The organism is Clostridioides sp. ES-S-0005-03, assembly GCF_020658455.1.
In the GTDB taxonomy this organism is placed as follows: domain Bacteria; phylum Bacillota; class Clostridia; order Peptostreptococcales; family Peptostreptococcaceae; genus Clostridioides.
Genome location: NZ_JACVWI010000001.1, coordinates 1,973,832 through 1,994,147, shown reverse-complemented (window position 1 = coordinate 1,994,147; position 20,316 = coordinate 1,973,832). Strand labels below are relative to the sequence as shown.

Annotated in this window: 18 protein-coding genes, 1 pseudogene, 1 CRISPR repeat array and 1 other annotated feature; of the genes and pseudogenes, 17 read left to right on the top strand and 2 right to left on the bottom strand. The window is 28.7% G+C overall.

The features are described 5' to 3' along the window. Nucleotides 1-24: 24 nt before the first annotated feature. The 3 genes from IC218_RS09105 (at nucleotide 25) to IC218_RS09095 (ending at nucleotide 3,481) form a co-directional block, all read left to right on the top strand. The gene (locus IC218_RS09105) at nucleotides 25-678 is read left to right on the top strand and encodes a pentapeptide repeat-containing protein (RefSeq protein ID WP_227824247.1); all 654 of its coding nucleotides are present in this window, start codon (nucleotides 25-27) and stop codon (nucleotides 676-678) included. A 140-nt stretch (nucleotides 679-818) separates the two neighbouring features. Continuing rightward, nucleotides 819-2,090 (top strand): branched-chain amino acid transport system II carrier protein, encoded by a 1,272-nt coding sequence (brnQ, locus tag IC218_RS09100; RefSeq protein WP_227432748.1) that lies wholly within the window; start codon nucleotides 819-821, stop codon nucleotides 2,088-2,090. Nucleotides 2,091-2,293: 203 nt separating this feature from the next. Continuing rightward, nucleotides 2,294-3,481, top strand: coding sequence for a DUF3798 domain-containing protein (locus IC218_RS09095; RefSeq protein WP_227824246.1), 1,188 nt, complete (start codon nucleotides 2,294-2,296; stop codon nucleotides 3,479-3,481). 151 nt (nucleotides 3,482-3,632) lie between these two features. Here the strand turns inward: IC218_RS09095 and IC218_RS09090 are convergent, their stop codons facing one another. Continuing rightward, complete coding sequence (locus IC218_RS09090; RefSeq protein WP_227824245.1) at nucleotides 3,633-5,657, bottom strand: sigma-54 interaction domain-containing protein; 2,025 nt, start codon at nucleotides 5,655-5,657, stop codon at nucleotides 3,633-3,635. Nucleotides 5,658-6,044: 387 nt separating this feature from the next. Here IC218_RS09090 and IC218_RS09085 point away from each other — a divergent pair, with 387 nt between their 5' ends. The 6 genes from IC218_RS09085 (at nucleotide 6,045) to IC218_RS09060 (ending at nucleotide 11,889) form a co-directional block, all read left to right on the top strand. Then, nucleotides 6,045-6,713, top strand: coding sequence for a nucleoside recognition domain-containing protein (locus IC218_RS09085; protein ID WP_227432369.1), 669 nt, complete (start codon nucleotides 6,045-6,047; stop codon nucleotides 6,711-6,713). A 1-nt stretch (nucleotide 6,714) separates the two neighbouring features. Next, nucleotides 6,715-7,200, top strand: coding sequence for a YjiG family protein (locus tag IC218_RS09080; RefSeq protein ID WP_227482732.1), 486 nt, complete (start codon nucleotides 6,715-6,717; stop codon nucleotides 7,198-7,200). Between the two features lie 59 nt (nucleotides 7,201-7,259). Continuing rightward, entirely contained in the window at nucleotides 7,260-8,381 is a 1,122-nt protein-coding gene (locus IC218_RS09075) for a M20 peptidase aminoacylase family protein (protein WP_227432371.1), read from the top strand. Between the two features lie 283 nt (nucleotides 8,382-8,664). Continuing rightward, nucleotides 8,665-9,855: a MalY/PatB family protein gene (locus IC218_RS09070; RefSeq protein WP_227824244.1), complete on the top strand. Its 1,191-nt coding sequence runs from the start codon at nucleotides 8,665-8,667 to the stop codon at nucleotides 9,853-9,855. Nucleotides 9,856-9,992: 137 nt separating this feature from the next. After that, nucleotides 9,993-10,248: a binding site (T-box leader), on the top strand. Nucleotides 10,249-10,306: 58 nt separating this feature from the next. Continuing rightward, nucleotides 10,307-11,308 carry an aspartate--ammonia ligase gene (asnA, locus tag IC218_RS09065; RefSeq protein WP_227432373.1) on the top strand — a complete coding sequence of 334 codons (1,002 nt, stop codon included), beginning with the start codon at nucleotides 10,307-10,309 and terminating at the stop codon, nucleotides 11,306-11,308. A gap of 191 nt (nucleotides 11,309-11,499) precedes the next feature. Further along, nucleotides 11,500-11,889 carry a DUF1232 domain-containing protein gene (locus IC218_RS09060; RefSeq protein WP_227824243.1) on the top strand — a complete coding sequence of 130 codons (390 nt, stop codon included), beginning with the start codon at nucleotides 11,500-11,502 and terminating at the stop codon, nucleotides 11,887-11,889. A 166-nt stretch (nucleotides 11,890-12,055) separates the two neighbouring features. Here the strand turns inward: IC218_RS09060 and IC218_RS09055 are convergent, their stop codons facing one another. Further along, nucleotides 12,056-13,174 carry a site-specific integrase gene (locus IC218_RS09055; RefSeq protein ID WP_227824242.1) on the bottom strand — a complete coding sequence of 373 codons (1,119 nt, stop codon included), beginning with the start codon at nucleotides 13,172-13,174 and terminating at the stop codon, nucleotides 12,056-12,058. Between the two features lie 329 nt (nucleotides 13,175-13,503). Further along, nucleotides 13,504-14,321: a CRISPR direct-repeat array (repeat unit 29 nt; unit sequence GTTTTATATTAACTATGTGGTATGTAAAG). A 192-nt stretch (nucleotides 14,322-14,513) separates the two neighbouring features. On the opposite strand from IC218_RS09055, the gene IC218_RS09050 reads away from it, so the two are divergent. From IC218_RS09050 to IC218_RS09015, 8 genes and pseudogenes are all read left to right on the top strand, one after another. Next, nucleotides 14,514-15,185, top strand: coding sequence for a LysM peptidoglycan-binding domain-containing protein (locus tag IC218_RS09050; RefSeq protein WP_227824241.1), 672 nt, complete (start codon nucleotides 14,514-14,516; stop codon nucleotides 15,183-15,185). Then, nucleotides 15,182-16,144: an XkdQ gene (locus tag IC218_RS09045; RefSeq protein ID WP_227824240.1), complete on the top strand. Its 963-nt coding sequence runs from the start codon at nucleotides 15,182-15,184 to the stop codon at nucleotides 16,142-16,144. Before IC218_RS09050 ends, IC218_RS09045 begins: the two co-directional genes overlap by 4 nt. Beyond that, complete coding sequence (locus tag IC218_RS09040) at nucleotides 16,137-16,502, top strand: hypothetical protein (protein ID WP_227824239.1); 366 nt, start codon at nucleotides 16,137-16,139, stop codon at nucleotides 16,500-16,502. The genes IC218_RS09045 and IC218_RS09040 overlap by 8 nt, the downstream gene beginning before the upstream one ends. Then, nucleotides 16,477-16,934: pseudogene (locus tag IC218_RS22190) on the top strand (DUF2634 domain-containing protein). Before IC218_RS09040 ends, IC218_RS22190 begins: the two are co-directional and overlap by 26 nt. Nucleotides 16,935-16,942: 8 nt before the next feature. Next, complete coding sequence (locus IC218_RS09030; RefSeq protein ID WP_227824238.1) at nucleotides 16,943-18,079, top strand: baseplate J/gp47 family protein; 1,137 nt, start codon at nucleotides 16,943-16,945, stop codon at nucleotides 18,077-18,079. After that, nucleotides 18,076-18,723 carry a YmfQ family protein gene (locus IC218_RS09025; RefSeq protein WP_227824237.1) on the top strand — a complete coding sequence of 216 codons (648 nt, stop codon included), beginning with the start codon at nucleotides 18,076-18,078 and terminating at the stop codon, nucleotides 18,721-18,723. Before IC218_RS09030 ends, IC218_RS09025 begins: the two co-directional genes overlap by 4 nt. Beyond that, a complete protein-coding gene (locus IC218_RS09020; RefSeq protein ID WP_227824236.1) occupies nucleotides 18,716-19,615 on the top strand; it encodes a phage tail protein in 900 nt (299 codons plus the stop codon). The genes IC218_RS09025 and IC218_RS09020 overlap by 8 nt, the downstream gene beginning before the upstream one ends. 13 nt (nucleotides 19,616-19,628) lie before the next feature. Continuing rightward, complete coding sequence (locus tag IC218_RS09015) at nucleotides 19,629-20,312, top strand: hypothetical protein (protein WP_227824235.1); 684 nt, start codon at nucleotides 19,629-19,631, stop codon at nucleotides 20,310-20,312. The last annotated feature ends 4 nt before the right edge of the window (nucleotides 20,313-20,316 follow it).

Genomic DNA, 20,316 nt, shown 5'->3' with positions numbered 1-20,316 from the left:
ATATAATTTATAGTGGAGGAGAAAATGACTAAGATTATTAAAGTACAAAAGCCTAAATTTACAGGGGAATTAGAAAATGTTGAAAATATTGAAGTTATATTAGATGATATATTCAATGATGAAAAAATATTTAATAAAACTATAGAAAATGAGGTTATAAGTGATTTAGATATTACAGGAGCAAGTTTTGAATCTTGTATATTTAGAAATGTATCCTTTGAAAATTGTAATTTAAAAAAGATTGACTTACTTGATGTAGTATTTGAAAACTGTAATTTATCCAATACGTCTTTCTATGGAGGAAGTATATACAGAGTTGAATTTAAAGACAGCAAATTAATAGGAGTTAGATTGGATGATTGTATACTTAAAAACGTATTGTTTAAGGATGTTTTAGGTAGATATTCTAACTTCTCGTTTTCTAAGTTCAAGATAGTTTCTATTTTAGATTCAAATTTTGAAAGTTCTGTGTTTCAGGAAGTAAAAAGTGAAAATTTAGTATTCGAGTATACAAATTTAAAAAAATCGAATTTTAATGGAACTAAACTTTCTGGAGTAGATTTTACCACTAATAATATTGAAGGTATTGAAGTAGGAATAAATGATATTAGGGGAGCTTGTTTTGATGTGTCGCAAGCAATTGATTTAACAAAACTGATGGGAATTATCATAAAATGAAAATTATATGCAAATATTAAATTGGGAAAACGTTAACAATATGAGAATTTTTACCAGATTGACATTTTTATGAAAATAAAGTAAGATTATCTTAATATTCAAAATATTTTCAAAGGGGGTAGTTTGGTGTGAGTAAGCAGATGAGAGATATTTTTATAGTTGGTTTTGCTTTGTTCTCTATGTTCTTTGGCGCAGGAAATCTTATGTTCCCTCCATTTTTAGGAATGGAATCCGGTAAAGACTGGTTAATTCCTCTTGTTGGCTTTGTTGTTGCAGATGCTGGTATAGCAATGCTTGTTATCATAGCAACAGCAAGATGTAAAGGAAGCATGGATGATGTACTTAGAAGAGCAGGTAAAGGATTAGCAAGAGTAATGAGTGTAGCTGCTCTAGCATGTTTAGCACTTCTTGTTATACCAAGAACTTGTGCAACAACATATGAAATGGGTATTATACCTATATTTGGAGACCATGGAACAGTAGCTAAAGCAGTATTTTCAGTAATATTCTTTGGTTTGACTTTAGCATTTACGATTAGGTCTTCTAAAGTTATAGACATAATAGGTAAATATTTAACTCCAGCGTTATTATTAGTATTATTTGTTCTAATTGTAAAAGGGATAATATCTCCAGCAGGACCTATGAGTCCAGAACATATGATAGATAAAAATCTATTTGGTGAAGGTATATCACAAGGTTATCAAACAATGGATGCTCTAGGTGCAGCGTCTATGGCTACTATAATGTTAATGTCTATAGTGGCTAAAGGATATACATCAGATAAAGACCAAATAGGTATGACTATTAAAGCTGGTTTTGTAGCCTGTGTATTCCTGGCATTAGTATATGGTGGTCTTACTTATCTAGGAGCAACAGCTTCAACTTTATATGATACTAGCATACCTCAAGCATCTTTATTGGTTGAGATAACTAGTATACTATTATATGGTCAAGTAGGAAAGATAATTTTAGGTGTAATTGTAGCACTTGCCTGTTTAACTACTTCTACAGGTCTAACAGCATCAATTTCAACTTATTTTGAAGGAATAAGTAAAGCAACTTATAAACAACTAGTTATCGGTATATGTGTGGCTAGTATGCTTATATCTAATTTAGGTGTTGATGCTATAATAGCTATATCAGTTCCAATTCTACAAACTATATATCCTGTTTTATTGGCAATAGTTATCATGGAATTAGCTGGTAAGCATATAAAAAATGATAATGCATTTAAGGGTGCAGCATATGTTACATTACTAGTTAGTGTATTATCAGCTGTAAATGGAATGACAGGAGCTGTTCCATTTATACAAAGTTTACCACTTGCAGGTTTGGGCTTTAACTGGGTAATACCAGCTATATTGGGTGGAATAGTTGGGAACTTCATAAAAAGCAAAAAACAAATAGCATAATAATTTATAATTAATTTAATTTTATAATATATAATTTTTTTAGTACTATGGGTAGATTTAATCAAAATCTAATCTACCTATAGTACTTTTTAGATTGGATTATAATAGTTAGCATATAATTTTTTTATAATATAATTTTTCTTTGAAGTATGATAAAATTAGTAATAGTGATAAGAAAGTACAAATTTAGGAGGTTTTAACTAATGCTTAAAAAAATAACAGCACTTATGCTATCTATATGTTTAATTATTGGGATTACAGGGTGTAGTTTAGTTACAGGCAAAAATGATAAAGAGAAAATCATTGATGATTTCAAAGTTGCAGTAGTAACTCAGCCATTATCTGAAAATAAAGTACAATACAGTATAGTAGAAGATTTAGCAAAAGAGTATAAGGAAGCTAATGAAACTGATAAAGAAAAAGATGGTGAAGCTAGAGTTGAGCGAACTATAAAACATGTTGTGTTGCCAGAAAACTTTACTTCTAATATAGATAAGTCTATAAATGAAATAGTAAAATTGACTGATGATAAAGAAATTCAGGCGATTGTAGTATCAACGGACCAAGTAGGTCTTTTACCAGCATTACAAAAGGTAAAAGAAAAGCGTCCAGAAATAATAACTATCTCAGCTCCTATGGGAGAGGACAAAAACCAATTGAGTCAATATGTAGATGTAAATCTAGGAGTTGACACAGAGGAAAGAGGAAAGTTATTAGTTGAACGTTCAAAGGAACTGGGAGCAAAAGCTTTTATTCATTATGCATCTAAGGATGATTTGAAAGATGCCAATATAGCCAAAAGACTGGAAAAAATTAAAGAGACTTGTAGAAGTTTAGGAATGCAATTTGTACAAGTTGATACACCAAATGTAAATACAGAAGAAGATAAGGGCAAAATGAAGCAATTTTTAAATGAAGATATAGACAAACAGGTTAAGAAGTATGGAAAAGATATAAATGTATTTGGTGTAAATGAGTATATGGATGAAGTTATATTAACTAAAGCTTTAGAGTTAAAATATATAGTTGCAGAGCAAAGTAATCCATCACCAACAGATACATATCCTAGCATTATGGGATTTAAAATAGCTAAAAAAGATGCTCAAAATTATGACAAGATAAATGATATGATAAGTGAAAAGGCTAAAGCTGCTGGCATGTCAAATAGACTTGGTGGATATCCTATGCCAATGGACGCTTTTATACCATCATTAGCGACTTATCTTGCGACTGAAATGGTACTTCAAGATTTAACACAGGAAGATGTATGTGACCCAGACTATTTAGAGGCGTTTGCAGAATTAAAATTTGGGATTGGTTCAGAGTTTATACCTTTAACAGATACACTTTATAATTATCAATCAGTAATATTAAATCAATTAATATATTAATATTAAAAGCTATGAAACTAATAATAAAAATTATTACTTCATAGCTTTTTTGCTGAAGGTATCTTTTATTATTTTATAATAAGTTATAGTAAAATAAAATTTATGATTATAAATATAAATTTTGAGGTAGTAAATTTGAATTAATATAAAACTAAAATATATTATTTTCTATAATTTTTATACCTTTTTCGGTGATAGAGCTACCTTTTCTTCCTTTACCAGGAGTTAAATATTCATTAGATGTCAAATATTCTAGCATACTTCTTACTTCATATTCTGTGACATTATGCTCCATAAATTTCATGAGTTTTGATCTTCCCATTGGCTTTATATATAACGATTTTAGGATAGAAACACATATATTTTTATCATATTGATTTAAATCATGAAATATAGAGGTATTTCCTAACATATGATGATTATTTAATTTTGAAGATATATTTTGTGGCAAGTCATTTATCGTAAGTTGATTAGAACCCATATAAGCCATATATTCAATACAATTTCTCAATTCTCTGATATTGCCCATCCAAGTATAAGAATTTAAAGCTTTTAATAGATTTTTATCGAGTTTAATATTTTTATATGGAAGTTCTTTTAAAAACGATTCTAAAAGAAATGGTATATCTTCTAATCTATTTCTAAGAGGAGGCAACTCTAATGTGAACATACTTATCCTGTAAAACAAATCCATTCTAAATTTATTTTCTAAAATTAATTTTTCTAGGTTTTTGTTTGTAGCAGCTAGTATTCTTACATCAATTGGAATAATGTTTGTACCACCAATTTTTCTAATTTCCTTTTCTTGTAAAACTCTTAAGAGTTTTACTTGTAAATCATGTGGCATATCTCCTATCTCATCTAAAAATATGGTTCCAGTATGAGCTAATTCAAATAATCCTTTCTTTCCACCCTTTTTTGCTCCAGTAAAAGAACCATCTTCATATCCAAACAGTTCACTTTCAAGCAATTCACTTGGAAGTGAAGCACAATTTATTGCTACAAAAGGTTTATTTTTTCTAGGAGAATGGTTGTGTATTGATTGAGTAAAAGCTTCTTTACCAGTACCTGTTTCACCAGTTATTAGTATAGGGTTATCTGTAAGAGCCATTTTTTTTGCTTTTTTGATACAGTCTTTTATAACAGTGCTATTTCCAATTATATTATTGAACTTATACTTGGCTATATAACCTCTTTTAACAGAGTCACTTCTTATTTTTTGTTCTAGTATTTCTATCTTGCTTACATCTTTTAATGTAATTAAGCAACCTTCTATATTTTTATAAAGATAAAATGGTTTTTTTGATAGTATAAATTTTTTGTCTATTTCATCTATGTATATAATCATATTATCTATGTTTAGATTTTGAGTGATTTTATCCAAAAAACTCTTTGGTAAATATTCCATTAAAGAAGGTGATTTTATGAGCTTTTCATCTAACTCCAACATACTTAGTAAAGATTTATTTACAAATGTAACCTTGTTGAATGTATTGAAAAATATTAATCCATCTCCAATTTCGTCAATAGTCATATAGAGTATAGTTTTTAATTTAGATATATTATCTAATGATGTATTTAAAAAATCATGACTAAGTATTTCCTTAGATAGCTTGTATAGTTTTTCTATAAACTTCTCGTTTTTTAGCTTTAATACTACTAGTAACGACATATATGTATCTAATGAAATTTTTCTCCAACCTAAGTCAACGATATTTTTTATATATTTTGGTATAAATCTAGTCTGACCTGGTGTTATAGCTGTATCTAAATCATATATTTCTTCACAGTTTGGGTATGTTGGTACAAAATCGATATGATTTATTCCTATTTTATATAAATAAGTAGCCATTTCAAACGCTGAAGTTTTATTGGTAGTCATAAGTAATGATTTTGTACCTGGAGGTAGTTTCATCATTTTCTCATATCCAAGCTTTGAAAGTGCCTTTGTTCCATGGATAATTTCAATATCTTCCTTGAAATGCTTTATTAAAAAATTACTAGTTAAAGGTGATAGAGAAAGAACTACATCACCCTCTAAATTCTCTCTTATACCATCAAGTATGTTTTGAGTTTCTATACTTATTTCATCTCCAAAAAAGCTTATTAACTCTTCTTTGTAGTGGTCAGCATTTAATTTATCATATGTTATAAGGATTAATTTTTTTCTGTCCATTTTATTTCTCCTAACTAAGGTAATATTTAGTTTGCTTTTTTAAGAGCAGAACAAGTTATATTATACAACAAATAACATGATAAATTTATACATTTAGCTAAATAATAGGATTTTATAGGTTTTTATCCTATAAAATCCTATTTATAAAATTAGTTTGAAAAATTATATAGAAAAATCTTTATAATATAAAGCTTTTTCTACTGCATGACAATAAAAGATGTATAAATATAAGTTTAAAAAGTTAGTAATTTCAAGCAATTTATATGATGTAAAAAATTAACAATAAAAAAACAAATGAAAAAATATTATTATTAAAGTATTGGCATGGGTTTTGCTTAATGAAAAGGTGTACTAATAAAATTTATTTAAGCAGGAGGGAGAATTTATATGAGCAAGTTAGAATCAACAACAGAAAAAATAGAAGTTAAATGGTATGGGTATGTAGCATTAATATTAGGAGCATTATTCTTTTCAGGAATATTTAAAGATGCACCTGGAGCATTAAAAGTACTAGATTTTAATAATGTATTAGGAAACTTTGGTTCACTGGGGACAGTTAATGATGGTGTAGGTACATTAGCTGCAAACTTCAGAGGGGATGGAGGGACTGGTCCTCGTGATGGATGGCTATATGCATTAACTTTAATACCATCAGTTATGTTTGCACTTGGAATAGTCAGAGTTATAGACCACTTAGATGGTATGAAAGCAGCGCAAAAACTTCTTAGTCCACTATTAAAACCATTACTAGGATTACCTGGATTTGCAGGATTAACTTTAATAGCTAGTTTACAATCTACAGACGCTGCTGCATCTATGACTAAGGAACTTAAAGATGATGGGTATATAGATGAAAAGCAAAAAGCTGTTTTCTGTGCATTTCAGTTTTCTGGAGCATCTGCAATCACAAATTTCTTTGCTTCAGGAGCAGCATTGTTTCCATTTATAGGCGATGTTCCAATATTTATACCACTTGCCTTAATCTTAATTATGAAATTTGTTGGAGCAAACTTACTTAGATTATACTTAAATAAATTCGAAAAGGAGGAAGCTTAATATGAGTGATATAGCAAAAAAAGAGGTGAAAGTTAAAAAAGGAAATGTGATAGATGCATTTATTGGTGGAGCTAGAAACGGGTTTCAAATAAGCACAAATTCAATGGCTCCAAATGTTATATTTGGTTTTGCTATAATTTCTATATTCAATTTAACTGGTCTTTTGGATATAATAGGAACAATTTTCACACCTGTAATGAGCATATTTGGACTTCCAGGTGTTGCAGCAACTGCAATAATGACAATATTTATATCAATGGGAGGAGCTTCTGGGGTAATAGCTGGCTTGTTTACAGCAGGTCAAATAAATCAAGCACATGTTGCAATACTTTTACCAATGTTATTACTTTCAGGAGCTCAGATACAGTTTATGGGTAGGTTGTTAGGAACAGCCGAATTAAAAACTAAATACTATCCACATATGTTTATAATAGCAACTTTAAATGGATGTATTGCAATGCTTATAATGAATTATTTTGTAGTATAGACAACATATGGAAAAGAGTAATATAAGGTAAAAATTAAAATTTATGGAGGTATTATATTATGGAAAATAATAAAAGTTATATTGACTATGTACATAAGGTGTATGATTATTTACATACAATTCCAGAAAAAGGATTTGAAGAATACAAGACATCTACATTTATTTTAGAAGAACTTAAAAAAATGGGATTTGAAAATATAGATGAAGGTGTTGCAGGAACTGGCATTATAGTAACAATAGACTCAAAAAAAGAAGGGCCAGTATTTGCGATAAGAGCAGATATAGATGCATTAGAATTTATAATAGATGGAGAAAAGAAAATGATACATGCTTGTGGTCATGATGGTCACACTTCCATGCTTCTAACAGCTGCAAGTTTAATAAAAGAGAGGGACTTAGTAAAAAAAGGAAAACTTAAAATAATTTTTCAACCAGGTGAAGAAAAACTTTATGGAGCATTAAGAGTAATAGATTCTGGTTTATTAGATGATGTTGAAGAGATGGTAGGTATGCATTTAAGACCTGGGCAAGATTGTAGATTAGGAAAGGCCATACCTGCAATGTATCATTGTGCCAGTTGCATAATGGAATTTACTATTAAAGGTATTACTTGTCATGGTTCTAAGCCACACTTAGGTGTAAATGCAGTAGATGCTGTATGTTTAGCAGTAAATGCAATAAATGCAATAAGAGTAAATCCAGCTGTTCCAAATTCTATTAAAGTTACAAATATATCAGTTAAAGGTGAAACATATAATAATATACCAGATGAAGCTTTTATGGCTTTAGATATAAGAGCAGAGAGTAATGAAATAATAGAAGAATTAAAAGAAAAAGCTATTCATGCTATAAAAACCGCTGCAAGTTCTATAAACGCAGAGGCTATATTGCTTTCGAAAGATGGAGTTCCAGCAGCAGAGTTTGATGAAGGTCTTGTAAGTTTAGCTGAAGAGACTATTAAAGATGTACTTGGTGAAGATGCATCTATAGGTGTATTTAAAAACTCTGGTGGTGAAGATTTTCACTATTATACTCAAAAACTAAAATGTAAGACTACATATATTGGACTAGGTGCTGATGCTACACCAGGATTCCACAATCCTAATGTGACGTTTGATACTAAGGCTTTAGAATATGGAGTTGATATCTGGTGCAGACTAGTTGAAAAGAGATTAGGATAAGATTTTAAGTTAATTGATTTATATTTAAAATTTTTTAAACTTATGAAAAGAGGTTTTTTATGTTAGTTGTAATATTATTGACGTAAATAGTCTCTTTTTATTTTGTTGTAATGAAGTTGTTTTTACAATATCGAAAAAATCTATTGTAGGAAAAATAGGTATATTTTAAATCTATTAAACCAAAAAGTATTATTATTATAGTGTGTAGAGTGGTAAAATGTCCTTAGATTACAAGTAGTGACAAATTTAATATTTATAGAATTTATATTTTTAGGAGGCTTAAATGAGTAAATATAATTTTGATAGAGTTGTAGACAGAGTAGGAACAGACTGTGTAAAGTGGGATTTCAGAACTAATTGTTCACCAAAAGCACAAAAAGATGGTTTACCTTTTTGGATTGCAGATATGGATTTTGAATGTGCAGAACCAATAATAGAAGCATTACATAAAAAAATCGACCATAAAATATTTGGGTATAGTTCTAATAATAGTGACGAATACTTTGATGCAGTTTGTGGATGGTATAAAAGAAGATTTAACTGGGAAGTAAATAGAGAAGATATTGTTTTTAGCCCTGGAGTTGTACCTGCTGTAGCTATTTTAGTAAGAATATTAACAAACTCTGGAGAAGGAGTAATAATTCAAAAACCAGTATATTATCCATTTGAAGCAAAGATAAAAAGCAATAATAGGGAAGTTATAAATAATTCTCTAATATATGAAAATGGAACTTATAGAATGGATTACACTGATTTAGAAGAAAAAGCTAAGTGTGGCAATAATAAAGTACTTATTCTTTGTAGCCCTCACAATCCTGTTGGTAGAGTATGGAGAGAAGAAGAATTAAAAAAAGTCGTAGAAATATGCAAAAAATATGACTTGTGGATAATAGCAGATGAAATACATTCTGACTTAATTCGAAAAGGATTTAAACATATTCCTTTACAATCATTATGCCCAGAATATAAAGAGAAAATAGTCACATGTATAGCTCCAAGTAAGACATTCAATTTAGCTGGAATGCAATTATCCAATATAATAGTGAATAATAAAGAGTTAAAGAAGAAGTATCAAGATGAAGTTACAGCTGTTGGAGTTGGTACTTCACCAAATCCTTTTGCTATTGTAGCTACTATAGCAGCATATAATGAAAGTGAAGACTGGCTTGATGAATTAAATGAATATCTAGATAATAATATAAAATTTATTGATGAGTACTTAAAAGAATACTTACCAAAAGTTAAACTTGTTTACCCAGAAGGGACATATCTAGCTTGGCTAGACCTTACTGCTTATGGATTAAATGAAGTAGAACTTGAAGATTTAATGTTTAAAAAAGCCAATGTATTATTTGATGAAGGTTATATATTTGGAAAAGAAGGTATTGGGTTTGAAAGAATAAATGTAGCATGCCCACAATCTCTATTAAAAGAATGTATGGATAGATTAAAAACTACATTTGAAAACTTATAAAACATGGGTAAAAATGTATAAAGTATATAAAAAATAAAAAATAATAAACTTGACAAAATTTAACTAATCACTTATCATACTATTATGAATAAATAGAAAACATAAAAGTTAACTTTTATTAAAGTAAAAATAAAACTTTAAAGACATTGAAAGGAAGAGTAGGTATAGAATGTAATTAAAGCGAGTTGGTGATGGTGTGAGACCAATATGAAGTCTATAGTGAAGAACATCCTGGAGTTGCTAACTGAAATTTTAAAAGAGTAGGCTTAGTCGGAACCAAACCGTTATCATATTGGGATGTATCGAGTAATATCTGTACATTATGAGCTGGGTTTGAATCTATTTCAAACTAATCAGGGTGGTACCGCGGAAAAGCAACCTTTCGTCCCTTTTTATAGGGATGAGAGGTTTTTTTAATGGAAAAATATATAGAATATAGGGAGTGAATAGTATGAGTACAATAATACCAAAAGATTATAAAAGCAGTCTAAATGTAATTGATACACAAGTAGCCATAAAAAAATTAAAAGATTTCTTTGAAATGAGATTGAGTAATGAGTTAAATCTAATAAGAGTTTCTTCACCACTATTTGTATTGCCTGAAACAGGTGCAAATGATAATTTAAATGGAGAAAAAGCAGTAAGCTTTGATATACCATTTATGGATAAAAATGCAGAAATTGTTCAATCACTTGCAAAATGGAAGAGATTAGCTCTTAAAAAATATGGTTTTGCAGTTGGAAGTGGTTTATATACAGATATGAATGCAATAAGAAAAAATGAAGAACTGGACAATATACATTCTTTATATGTAGACCAATGGGACTGGGAATTAGTTATAGAAAAAAGTAGCAGAAATGAAAAAACTTTAGAAGACGTTGTAAAAAGATTATATGGAGTATTTAAAGATACTGAAATATTTGTGTGTAGTATGTATGAAGGTATAAAAGAAATTTTACCAGAAGAAATAACATTTATAACATCACAGGAATTAGAAGATATGTATCCAGAGTTATCGCCAAAAGATAGAGAAGATAAAATTGTAAAAGATAAAAAAGCTGTATTTATAACACAAATAGGAAAGACATTAGTATCAGGAGAAAAACATGATGGAAGAAGCCCTGATTATGATGATTGGGAATTAAATGGAGATATACTATTTTATAACCCTGTTCTAGATTCTGCATTAGAATTATCATCAATGGGAATTAGAGTTGATGAAGAATCACTAGATAGACAGTTAAAGCTTGCTGGATGTGAAGATAGAAAAGAATTTGATTATCATAAAATGCTTTTAAATGGTGAACTTCCATATACAATTGGTGGAGGAATTGGTCAATCAAGAATCTGTATGTATTTCTTGCAAAAGGCACATATAGGGGAAGTACAAGTTGGAGTATGGCCACAAGATATGATTGAAAATTTTAGAAATGCAGGAATTGAATTGTTATAATTAAAAATAAATTAATATTATTGTAAAAATTATAAACAATTTAAAATACTTAAGTTATTATATAACTGTCCATATGTAATCAATACAATTTAAGTATAAACTAATTAATAAAATTTATATCTAAAATATTCATCAAATTAATTATATCGGTTATAATGTAGAGTAACCTATGATTATAAGAGGTGATAAATATGGAACTTTTAAAAAGATTTATTGATATAATTTTAGATACTTTAAAAAAAATTTTAGTAAGATTTAAAAATGCTAAGTTTGGATTACTTTTTATATTTGATTTACTTAAACTACCAGATTTTATGACAGATAAAAGAATAAATATAATTGATAAGGTCAAAGTAGTTTCTGTATTAGTTTTTACTGTATCCTACTTTGTATCTGGTATTGATATAATACCTGAAATGCTCGCTGGAGCATTTGGATTTATAGATGATGCTATAGTATTAATTTGGAGTATAGGTATTGTGAATGAAGAAATTAATAAGTACAGAATCATTGCAAAACAGGATAAACATTCAAATATAATTGAAAATGTAGAATCTTCTATAAAAGATGAAGAAGAATAACATTTTATAAGTGTTATGCTTAGATATTATACAATATTAAGTGCTGCTAGATAGTAGTAAAATACTGCTTTTTACTACTGTCTAGTAATAAATATTTGACTGACATCTAACTGACAAATAAAAAAATATATGATTAACTGACATCTTACTGACATAGAACTGACGATTATTTAAACAAGATTTTACTTAAATTATCAGAAGCTTCTTTGTCCATTTCTTCTAAAACATGAGAGTATTTATTCATAGTTATTTTTATATCTGTATGACCTAATCGTTCTGAAATAGTTTTTATGTTAGTGCCAGATAATAACATCAAAGTTGCATTTGTATGTCTAAGTTCATGCAATTTTATATACCTAAGATTGTTGTTCTCTAATAATCTTTTAAAAGGTTTAAAAAACATTTGTTGTGTCCAAGGTTTAAATTTTGAATTTAGACATACTAAATCTAATTCATTTTTTAGTATCCCTTGTAATTTTAATTTACTTTGTCTTAACTTTTCATCTTTTAACAAAATTATTAACTCAGTTGGTGCTGTCAATCTTCTTTTAGATTTATCTGTTTTAGGTGATTTAAAAGTTACTTTTCCATCAACATGAATCATTGTTTGTTTTACATTTATAATACTTTTATTAAGTTCAACATCACACCATCTAATTCCTACAGCTTCACCGAAGCGTAGACCAAGTCCTAACATTAAATAGATAGGTATAGCTAAATCAGTATCAAGACACCTTTCTAACAGTATCTGAGCCTCCTCTTTGGTATAAAAATTAGTTGTAGATGCATTTTCTTTATTTGGAGTTATTACAAACTTAGAAACATCTTCTTGTATTTCTCTAAGTCGATAAGCTTCATGCAATAAAGCATTTAAAAAACTAATCGAATTTTTTGCGGAATTCAAAGAATATTTTTTATATATTTTATTGACATATGTTTGTAAAAGGTTTGGACTAATATCAATTAATTTTATATCTTCAAAAAAAGGTTGGATGTGATTTCTAATTATACTTTTTCTGTTTCTTAAAGTATATGGAGAAAAGTCATACTTTTTTTCCTCTATGTATCTATAGCATCTGTCTACAAGCGTTACAGTGTTTGGAGCAACAAACTTATTATTGTTTATAGTAGTTTTTATTTCAATTAAATGTTTTTCAGCATCCTTTTTCTTTTCATAACTTCCATAACTTTTCTGTTTCTTTTTGCCAGTTTCTTCTTCCACATACTCCACATATACATGAAATTTTTCACTTCTTTTTCTTATGAAGGCTGACTTAATATCCATAAGAGCACCATCCTTTGAGTTGATTTAAGTTGATTACTTAATTATATTTTATAACAAGTAAAAAAAAATTTCAGAGTTTATTAAAAAAATATTTTATTTTTGTATAATTATAAATTGGTACAAATATTCAAAAGTAATCTATTTATGATATAATAAAGATATATAAATTTTGCAGCGTTCGATTTTTCTGTTTAAGTATGGTTTAACAGTTGAAATATAAGGCATTGAGAAGGTTTGATAAGTGTTATCAATTGCACTACTGGTCGCTCACTGCAAATTTGAGAAGGTTGTATATGTGCAAGTATTGGAAATGCTAAGTTTATTTTGGGGTTTTATATTAACTATGTGGTATGTAAAGCAAATCAATAAACATAGACATCTTATCGCTTACTGCGTTTTATATTAACTATGTGGTATGTAAAGTTTAATTCTTCTTTGGTAGGTATACGCTTAATTGCCTCGTTTTATATTAACTATGTGGTATGTAAAGCCAATAAACTTTAGAATAGGTATAGAAAATGCTATTAGTTTTATATTAACTATGTGGTATGTAAAGAGGCAAGAAACCTAAAAAATTTACAGATAAAGAAATGTTTTATATTAACTATGTGGTATGTAAAGCTTTTTATGTGTACTTTTAACTTTATATTACTAATTGTTTTATATTAACTATGTGGTATGTAAAGCACACTCATCTTAAATGTTATAATGCTGCTAAAACTGGTTTTATATTAACTAAGTGGTATGTAAAGAAGGAGAAATATGATGTAATCATTACTAATCCTCCAGTTTTATATTAACAATGTGGTATGTAAAGGCTTATACTTCTCAAATATGTTCAGAATGTGGTCATGATTTTATATTAACTAAGTGGTATGTAAAGAAAAATACAAATATCTTATTCATTATATTTCTCCTAAATTTTATATTAACTATGTGGTATGTAAAGGCAACAATATTAGAAACCACTAAGCTTGTTACAAATACATTTTATATTAACTATGTGGTATGTAAATATGCTTTTGTAAGTGCGGCTAATATAGCAATAAAAGGTTTTATATTAACTATATGGAATGTAAATTTTACACATGTTCTACTTAAAAACAAGAATAATTCTGGTTTTATATTAACTAAGTGGTATGTAAATTATCTTTTACAATCTGATTAAATAGTTGAAAATATAGTTTTATATTAACTATGCGGAGAAAAACTAAATAGAAAAAGAAAGCACTTACTTAAATAGTAGGTGTTTTTTTATACAAAAAATCAAAGGAAGTGAATATATGGTAAGAAAACTGCGGTGTAATGTTAAAAAATACTTTAGAAAGGAAGTGATAACTTGGTAATAGACATATATCTAAAAAATGAAAAAGAAAAAATAGATTTCCATTTTCCAGTTAATCCACAAGATTCTTTATCTATAAAAAAAGAAAAAAGATTTGAAACTATTGATATAGTAAATCTAGGTGAATTTGACATTAAAAAAGAAGGAGAGAAGATAAGAGAAATATCATTCAAGACATTCTTACCTAACTTATATGATGCTTCTTATTGCAGATATAGCGAGTTAAAAAATCCAATCGAAGTAGTTGCAATGCTTGAAAAATGGGTAGACCAAGACGAACCATTACGCTTAATAGTAACTGGTTTTGGTTACAATGGATTAGTTACAATATCTAATTTTAGTAATACTCAAACAGCAGGAAGAGAAGAAGATAGAGACATTGAGATAACATTTAGAACTTACAGAGAACTGAAGATAGAGACATTAAAAAAAGAAACTAAAAGTAATACTAAAACAGATTTAAAAGACAATAGACCCAATACTCAATCATCAGCAAAAATATATACAGTTACATCTAAAGACACTTTATGGAGTATTGCAAAGAAATTTCTAGGTAAAGGTTCAAGGTGGCAAGAAATTTATAATATACCTGAAAATAAAAAAGTTATTGGTAAAAATCCAAATATTATTAAAAAAGGACAAAAGTTGGTGATACCTTCTAAATGAAAATAATACTAAATAATAAATATGACATTGCAAATTTCAATGAAGGAATAACTCTTTCAGAAGCTATAGATGGAGTTGCATATAAGATGGATGTATCATTAGTAGAACCTAAGCAACTTCAAGATATAGGAATTAAAAAAGGTGATAAAATAGTTCTAATTGACATTGCATATGAGAGTAAAAAAGAAGAAATAATCTTTGATGGAATCATATGGGAAACTAGAAGAAGTGAAAAGAGTAAGAAACTAACATTGTCTTGCAGAGAAAGAACAGTCTATATGGAAGAATCAGAAGAACAATATAGTTTTAAAGAAAATATAGCAACACAGAGGATTGAATATTACTGTAAACAATGGAATATACCTTACTACAATCTAGCTAATACAGGGAAGAAACTTGCTAAAGTAATACATAAGACAAGTATACTAGATATGATTAAAAAGGATTTAAAGGAAACAGCTAGTAAGGGTGGAGATTTATTTAGAGTAAGAATGGATAATAAATTAAAATTATTCAAGCTTGGTACTAATGCAAATGTATATAAATTAGATAGTATATTAGAAGATGCAAACTTTACAAGTAGTTTTAATGATGCAGTAACTTCCGTAAAAGTGTTAGGTAAGAGTAAAGATGAAAATACAAAAGCACCTATAATTGGAACTTATAAGAAGGACTCAGACAAATATGGAACTCTACAAAAGATTAAACAAGATGAAAAGATAACTAATGCTAAAGAAGCTAAGAAAGCAGCAGAAGCAATGTTTAATTCGGGTGAGGAAACAATAAGTGTAGATTGCGTAGTAGACATAAACAGAATAAGAGCAGGTGACAAGGTATCTCTAAAAGGAAAAGAATACTATGTTATAGATGTTACTCATACATTAGACTCTGCGCCAAAAATGAAATTAAATGTTGGGACACTAGATTATATAAGGAGGAAATTTTATACTAATGACTGATGCTAGATTTAATGTGGTTGCTAGAATATTAAAAGAAAATATGAGTAAAAGTGTAGCAAATGGCACTTTTGGAGTGGGTTGTGAACTTGCAGAAATAACAGCAAATGGTCTTAAAGTAAGTGGCTATAAAGATGAAATACAAGATTATTTAGTATTAGAGAATTTAACCTTGCAAGAGGATTATTTTACTCTTTCAGATGAAATGTTAGGTGCAGAATATAGACATAAACATAAAATAGAAACTCCAGAAGAATTAAAGCCACTAGATATAGGTGATAATGTATTAGTAGCTATTATGGGGGCTGAATTTGTAGTAATTGGGAGGGTTGTAAATGCCAAACCTATTTCCACAAAATGAAACTTTTGAAACTGTAGAATTAAAAAATAATAATGAAAATGAACTGGACCTAAAGGGGTCTTTTTTATTTGATTTTATAAAAGGTGAATTTGTCAAAAATGCAGATGGAACATTAAAAAGATGTAACAAGGTAGAGGCATATAAACAATGGTGTCAAAAGGCTATATTAACACCTAGGTACAAAAGGTCAGCTTATACAAACGTTATGGAAGTGAAATAAAAGATTTAATTGCCAGTAACTTATCCCAAAGTGCTAAAGAGCTTGAAATATCTAGGTTAATAAAAGAAACTATTTTAGTTCATCCATATACAAAAGAAGTGAGTAATTTTATATTCAATTGGCTTGAAAATAGTAGGCTTGTTAATTACGAATTTGATGTACTAACAATAGATGATGAAAATATAGTGATTGATGGCAATATAAAAAGGTAGGTGATTATATGGAAAGAGAACTACCTATACCAGTATTTTTGACAGAAGATGAAGAAGTAATACACGAAAGGATGTTAAGCAACTTTCAAGATGTGAGCACACTAGAAGGGGACTTTATTTATGATGCAACAAGACCTACGGCAGAAGAAGTTGCACAGTTAAAACAATTAGGATTACAAAATAATTTAAAGATTGCATTTCCTCAGACCTCTTATGGAACTTATTTAGAATGGCTAGGAGAATGCAAGGGAGTGTTTAAAAATCAACCAACTAAGGCTACTGGAGTTATTACATTTACAGGTATGCAAAGAACTATCATTACAAAAGGAACTATTGTTACAACTATAGCTACAGATGAAAAACAAAGTATAGAGTTTGAGCTTCTTGAAACTAAAACTATAGGAGAAAATGAAACAGTAGATATTAAAGCAGAATGTAGAGAAACTGGAAGTATAGGAAATGTATCTAAAGGTAGTATATCTGTTTTATTAGGTTCCATTAATGGGATTAAATCTGTTAATAATAAAGAAGATTTCAAAGGCGGGACAGATATAGAAGACGAAGAACATTTTAGAGAAAGAGTCCTTGTGTCAGAACAAGAGGACCGATTAAGTGGAGCTAGTTCAGATTATATAAGATGGGCTAAAGAAGTAGATGGAGTTGGATATGCTTATGTAGTTCCCGAATGGAATGGAGCGGGGACAGTAAAAGTATTAATACTAGACAAAAATAGAAAAGCAGCAACACAAGAGTTGATAAATACAGTTCAAGATTATATATATCCATTAAATATATCAGAAGGAGAAAATAGGGATGGGAAAGCTCCTATCGGGGCTTTAGTAACAGTTGTAACACCCGAAACATTACTTATTAATGTAAAAGCTAGTTTTATATTTAGTAACAGTTTTAGTGAAGAAACAGTATTAAACAATTTAAAAACTAAGATAGACAAATATTTAGATAAAATTGATTTAGGTGGAACGGTCTCATACAATGCTATACAGGCTATAGTGGGTTCTATGATGTTGACAGACGAAGGTATACAGGACTTTTCTAATCTTACTATAAATGATGTAAAAGAAAATATAAAATTGCAGGACCAAGTGGTCGGAGTAGGGGAAATAGTTAACGAGGTGGTTGGATGATAGCTTCTAAAAAAGGTAGAGAAATGCTTCTTACATTGTCAACAATATATGAACAATCTATCATAATGCAAAGCTTATATGAAGCTATAGGAAGCGAATTTGATAATTTAGAGTTATTAAATAAAGAAATAGAATTACAATTATTTCCTCAAAGTGCAACATGGGGTTTAAGTTTTTGGGAAAATAGAGTAGGTTTAGCTACTAATCTAGATGAAGCTATAGAAACTAGAAGAAGAAAAGTCATTGCTAAGCTCCAAAGCAAATATATTATGACACCTAAAAGAATGTCTATGATACTTCAATCTTATACAGGTGCAAATATAAAAATAAATGAAAACATATCTCCATATACTTTTGGAGTTGAATTAACTAGTACTCAAGGTTTTCCTCGAGATTTAGAAGATTTATATAAGAGAGTAAATGTTATAAAACCTTCTCATTTATCTGTAAGTTATAAGTTAGTATCTTTATTAAAAAGTAAAACTTATTTTGCACAAACAACAATTATGAGTGAAGAAATAACAGTATATCCTTATTCAAGTAAAGAAGTAAAAGCTAATGTCAAAGCTAAGTTTGCATTAGCTCATAACATGAGTTCAGAAATATTAACAGTATATCCAAAAGGAGGTGGTATAAATGGCTGATGAACAATTTTACACTATACTTACAAATATAGGTAAGGCTAAGATTGCTAACGCAGGAATGCTAGGTAAATCAGTAGTACTAGAGAAGATTCAAGCAGGTGATGGAGGAGGAAGCTATTACAATCCAACAGAAGAGCAAACAGCATTAAAAAATAAAGTTTGGGAAGGTAATATAAATGCTTTTGACAAGGATGAAAATAATCCTAATTGGATTATTGCAACAGCATGTGTACCTGGTTCAATAGGTGGGTTTACAGTTAGAGAAATGGCTCTTATAGATAATGAAGGCGATATGATTGCAATTTGTAAAAGTCCTGAAACATATAAGCCAAAAGTTGGCAATGGAGCTATGAAAGATTTGTATTTGAAGTTTATCATAGAGGTATCTAATGTAGAGAAAGTGACCTTAATTGTTGACCCAACTGCAATATTTTTAACTAAAAAAGATGAAGAAAAAATATTAACAAATATCAATAAGTTAGACACTAAAATAGATACAACTAAAACAGAGTTAACAAGCAACCTAGAAACTGCTAAGACAGATATTAATAATAAAATAGGGGATACAACTACTCTTAGTACAGTAAACAAAAATAATACTGTAAAAGCTATAAATGAAGTAGTAACTAACTTAGGAAATAAAGCATCTTTAACAACAACTAACAAAAGTAATCTTGTAAATGCAGTAAATGAGGTAAAAGCTAGTTTAGATAGTATTCAGATAACAGCAGAAAGAGCAACTATAAAAGACATAGATAATCTATTTAAGAGTAATAATGTTGAAGGAGCACTAAAAGAATTAGCAACAAAGCAAAATTTGTTAAATGCAGAAGTAAACGGACAAAGGGTAAAAGGAATTACTATAGTAAATAATTTAATAGATATGATATAAGCGAGGTGAAAATATGACAACAAAGTTAACTGATAATGCTAGTTTAGAGGAACTTATGACTACATTAGAAAATGTACAAGCTGATTTTCAAACTGGCAAAAATAATATATCTAGTGCATTGGGTAATCCTTTTGCTGGTACAGATAAATTGGAGACAACTAAAACAAAAATAGAAACATTAAAGAGTTCTTTAGCAGTAAATTTAACAAATAAAAATGTTTCTGCAAATGAAATTGAAAGCATACAAAGTCTAATAAATAAAGTTAGAAATATAAAAATATCCAATTATGCTACAGGAACAACATCTGTTGTAAGAAATACTAGTTTATATGCTAAAACATTCTATTTAAACAGTACAAGTAATCCTAGCTATTGGATTAATATTACTAATCTAAGTTTTTCTCCTAATGTTTTTATTGCTGAGTGTGAATACACAACAAGTGATAAATGGAATAAATATTATGTTATTGCTATAAGTTCTTTTCCTTCATCAGCAGTTATACTAACTGATTTTGTATTAAATGTATCCTTTAATTGTCAATTTAGTGCTAGTACTTTAAACAGTGGTACTTCAAATTTATATGAAAATAATAAAAGAGATGTCTACATTAGTGGAGGAGGCATTAAATTACCAGCCTTTACAGAGTCTAGTTCTACTTTATCCTCTTATAAATGGTATGCTCTTAAAATACAATAAATTA

Coding starts and splice junctions, on each gene's coding strand:
- IC218_RS09085 (WP_227432369.1), top strand. CDS start 6,045: ATGAGCAAGTTAGAATCAACAACAGAAAAAATAGAAGTTAAATGGTAT.
- IC218_RS09070 (WP_227824244.1), top strand. CDS start 8,665: ATGAGTAAATATAATTTTGATAGAGTTGTAGACAGAGTAGGAACAGAC.
- IC218_RS09020 (WP_227824236.1), top strand. CDS start 18,716: ATGGCTGATGAACAATTTTACACTATACTTACAAATATAGGTAAGGCT.
- IC218_RS09015 (WP_227824235.1), top strand. CDS start 19,629: ATGACAACAAAGTTAACTGATAATGCTAGTTTAGAGGAACTTATGACT.
- IC218_RS09095 (WP_227824246.1), top strand. CDS start 2,294: ATGCTTAAAAAAATAACAGCACTTATGCTATCTATATGTTTAATTATT.
- IC218_RS09030 (WP_227824238.1), top strand. CDS start 16,943: ATGGAAAGAGAACTACCTATACCAGTATTTTTGACAGAAGATGAAGAA.
- IC218_RS09080 (WP_227482732.1), top strand. CDS start 6,715: ATGAGTGATATAGCAAAAAAAGAGGTGAAAGTTAAAAAAGGAAATGTG.
- IC218_RS09075 (WP_227432371.1), top strand. CDS start 7,260: ATGGAAAATAATAAAAGTTATATTGACTATGTACATAAGGTGTATGAT.
- IC218_RS09025 (WP_227824237.1), top strand. CDS start 18,076: ATGATAGCTTCTAAAAAAGGTAGAGAAATGCTTCTTACATTGTCAACA.
- IC218_RS09105 (WP_227824247.1), top strand. CDS start 25: ATGACTAAGATTATTAAAGTACAAAAGCCTAAATTTACAGGGGAATTA.
- IC218_RS09040 (WP_227824239.1), top strand. CDS start 16,137: ATGACTGATGCTAGATTTAATGTGGTTGCTAGAATATTAAAAGAAAAT.
- asnA (WP_227432373.1), top strand. CDS start 10,307: ATGAGTACAATAATACCAAAAGATTATAAAAGCAGTCTAAATGTAATT.
- brnQ (WP_227432748.1), top strand. CDS start 819: ATGAGAGATATTTTTATAGTTGGTTTTGCTTTGTTCTCTATGTTCTTT.
- IC218_RS09045 (WP_227824240.1), top strand. CDS start 15,182: ATGAAAATAATACTAAATAATAAATATGACATTGCAAATTTCAATGAA.
- IC218_RS09060 (WP_227824243.1), top strand. CDS start 11,500: ATGGAACTTTTAAAAAGATTTATTGATATAATTTTAGATACTTTAAAA.
- IC218_RS09055 (WP_227824242.1), bottom strand. CDS start 13,174: ATGGATATTAAGTCAGCCTTCATAAGAAAAAGAAGTGAAAAATTTCAT.
- IC218_RS09090 (WP_227824245.1), bottom strand. CDS start 5,657: ATGGACAGAAAAAAATTAATCCTTATAACATATGATAAATTAAATGCT.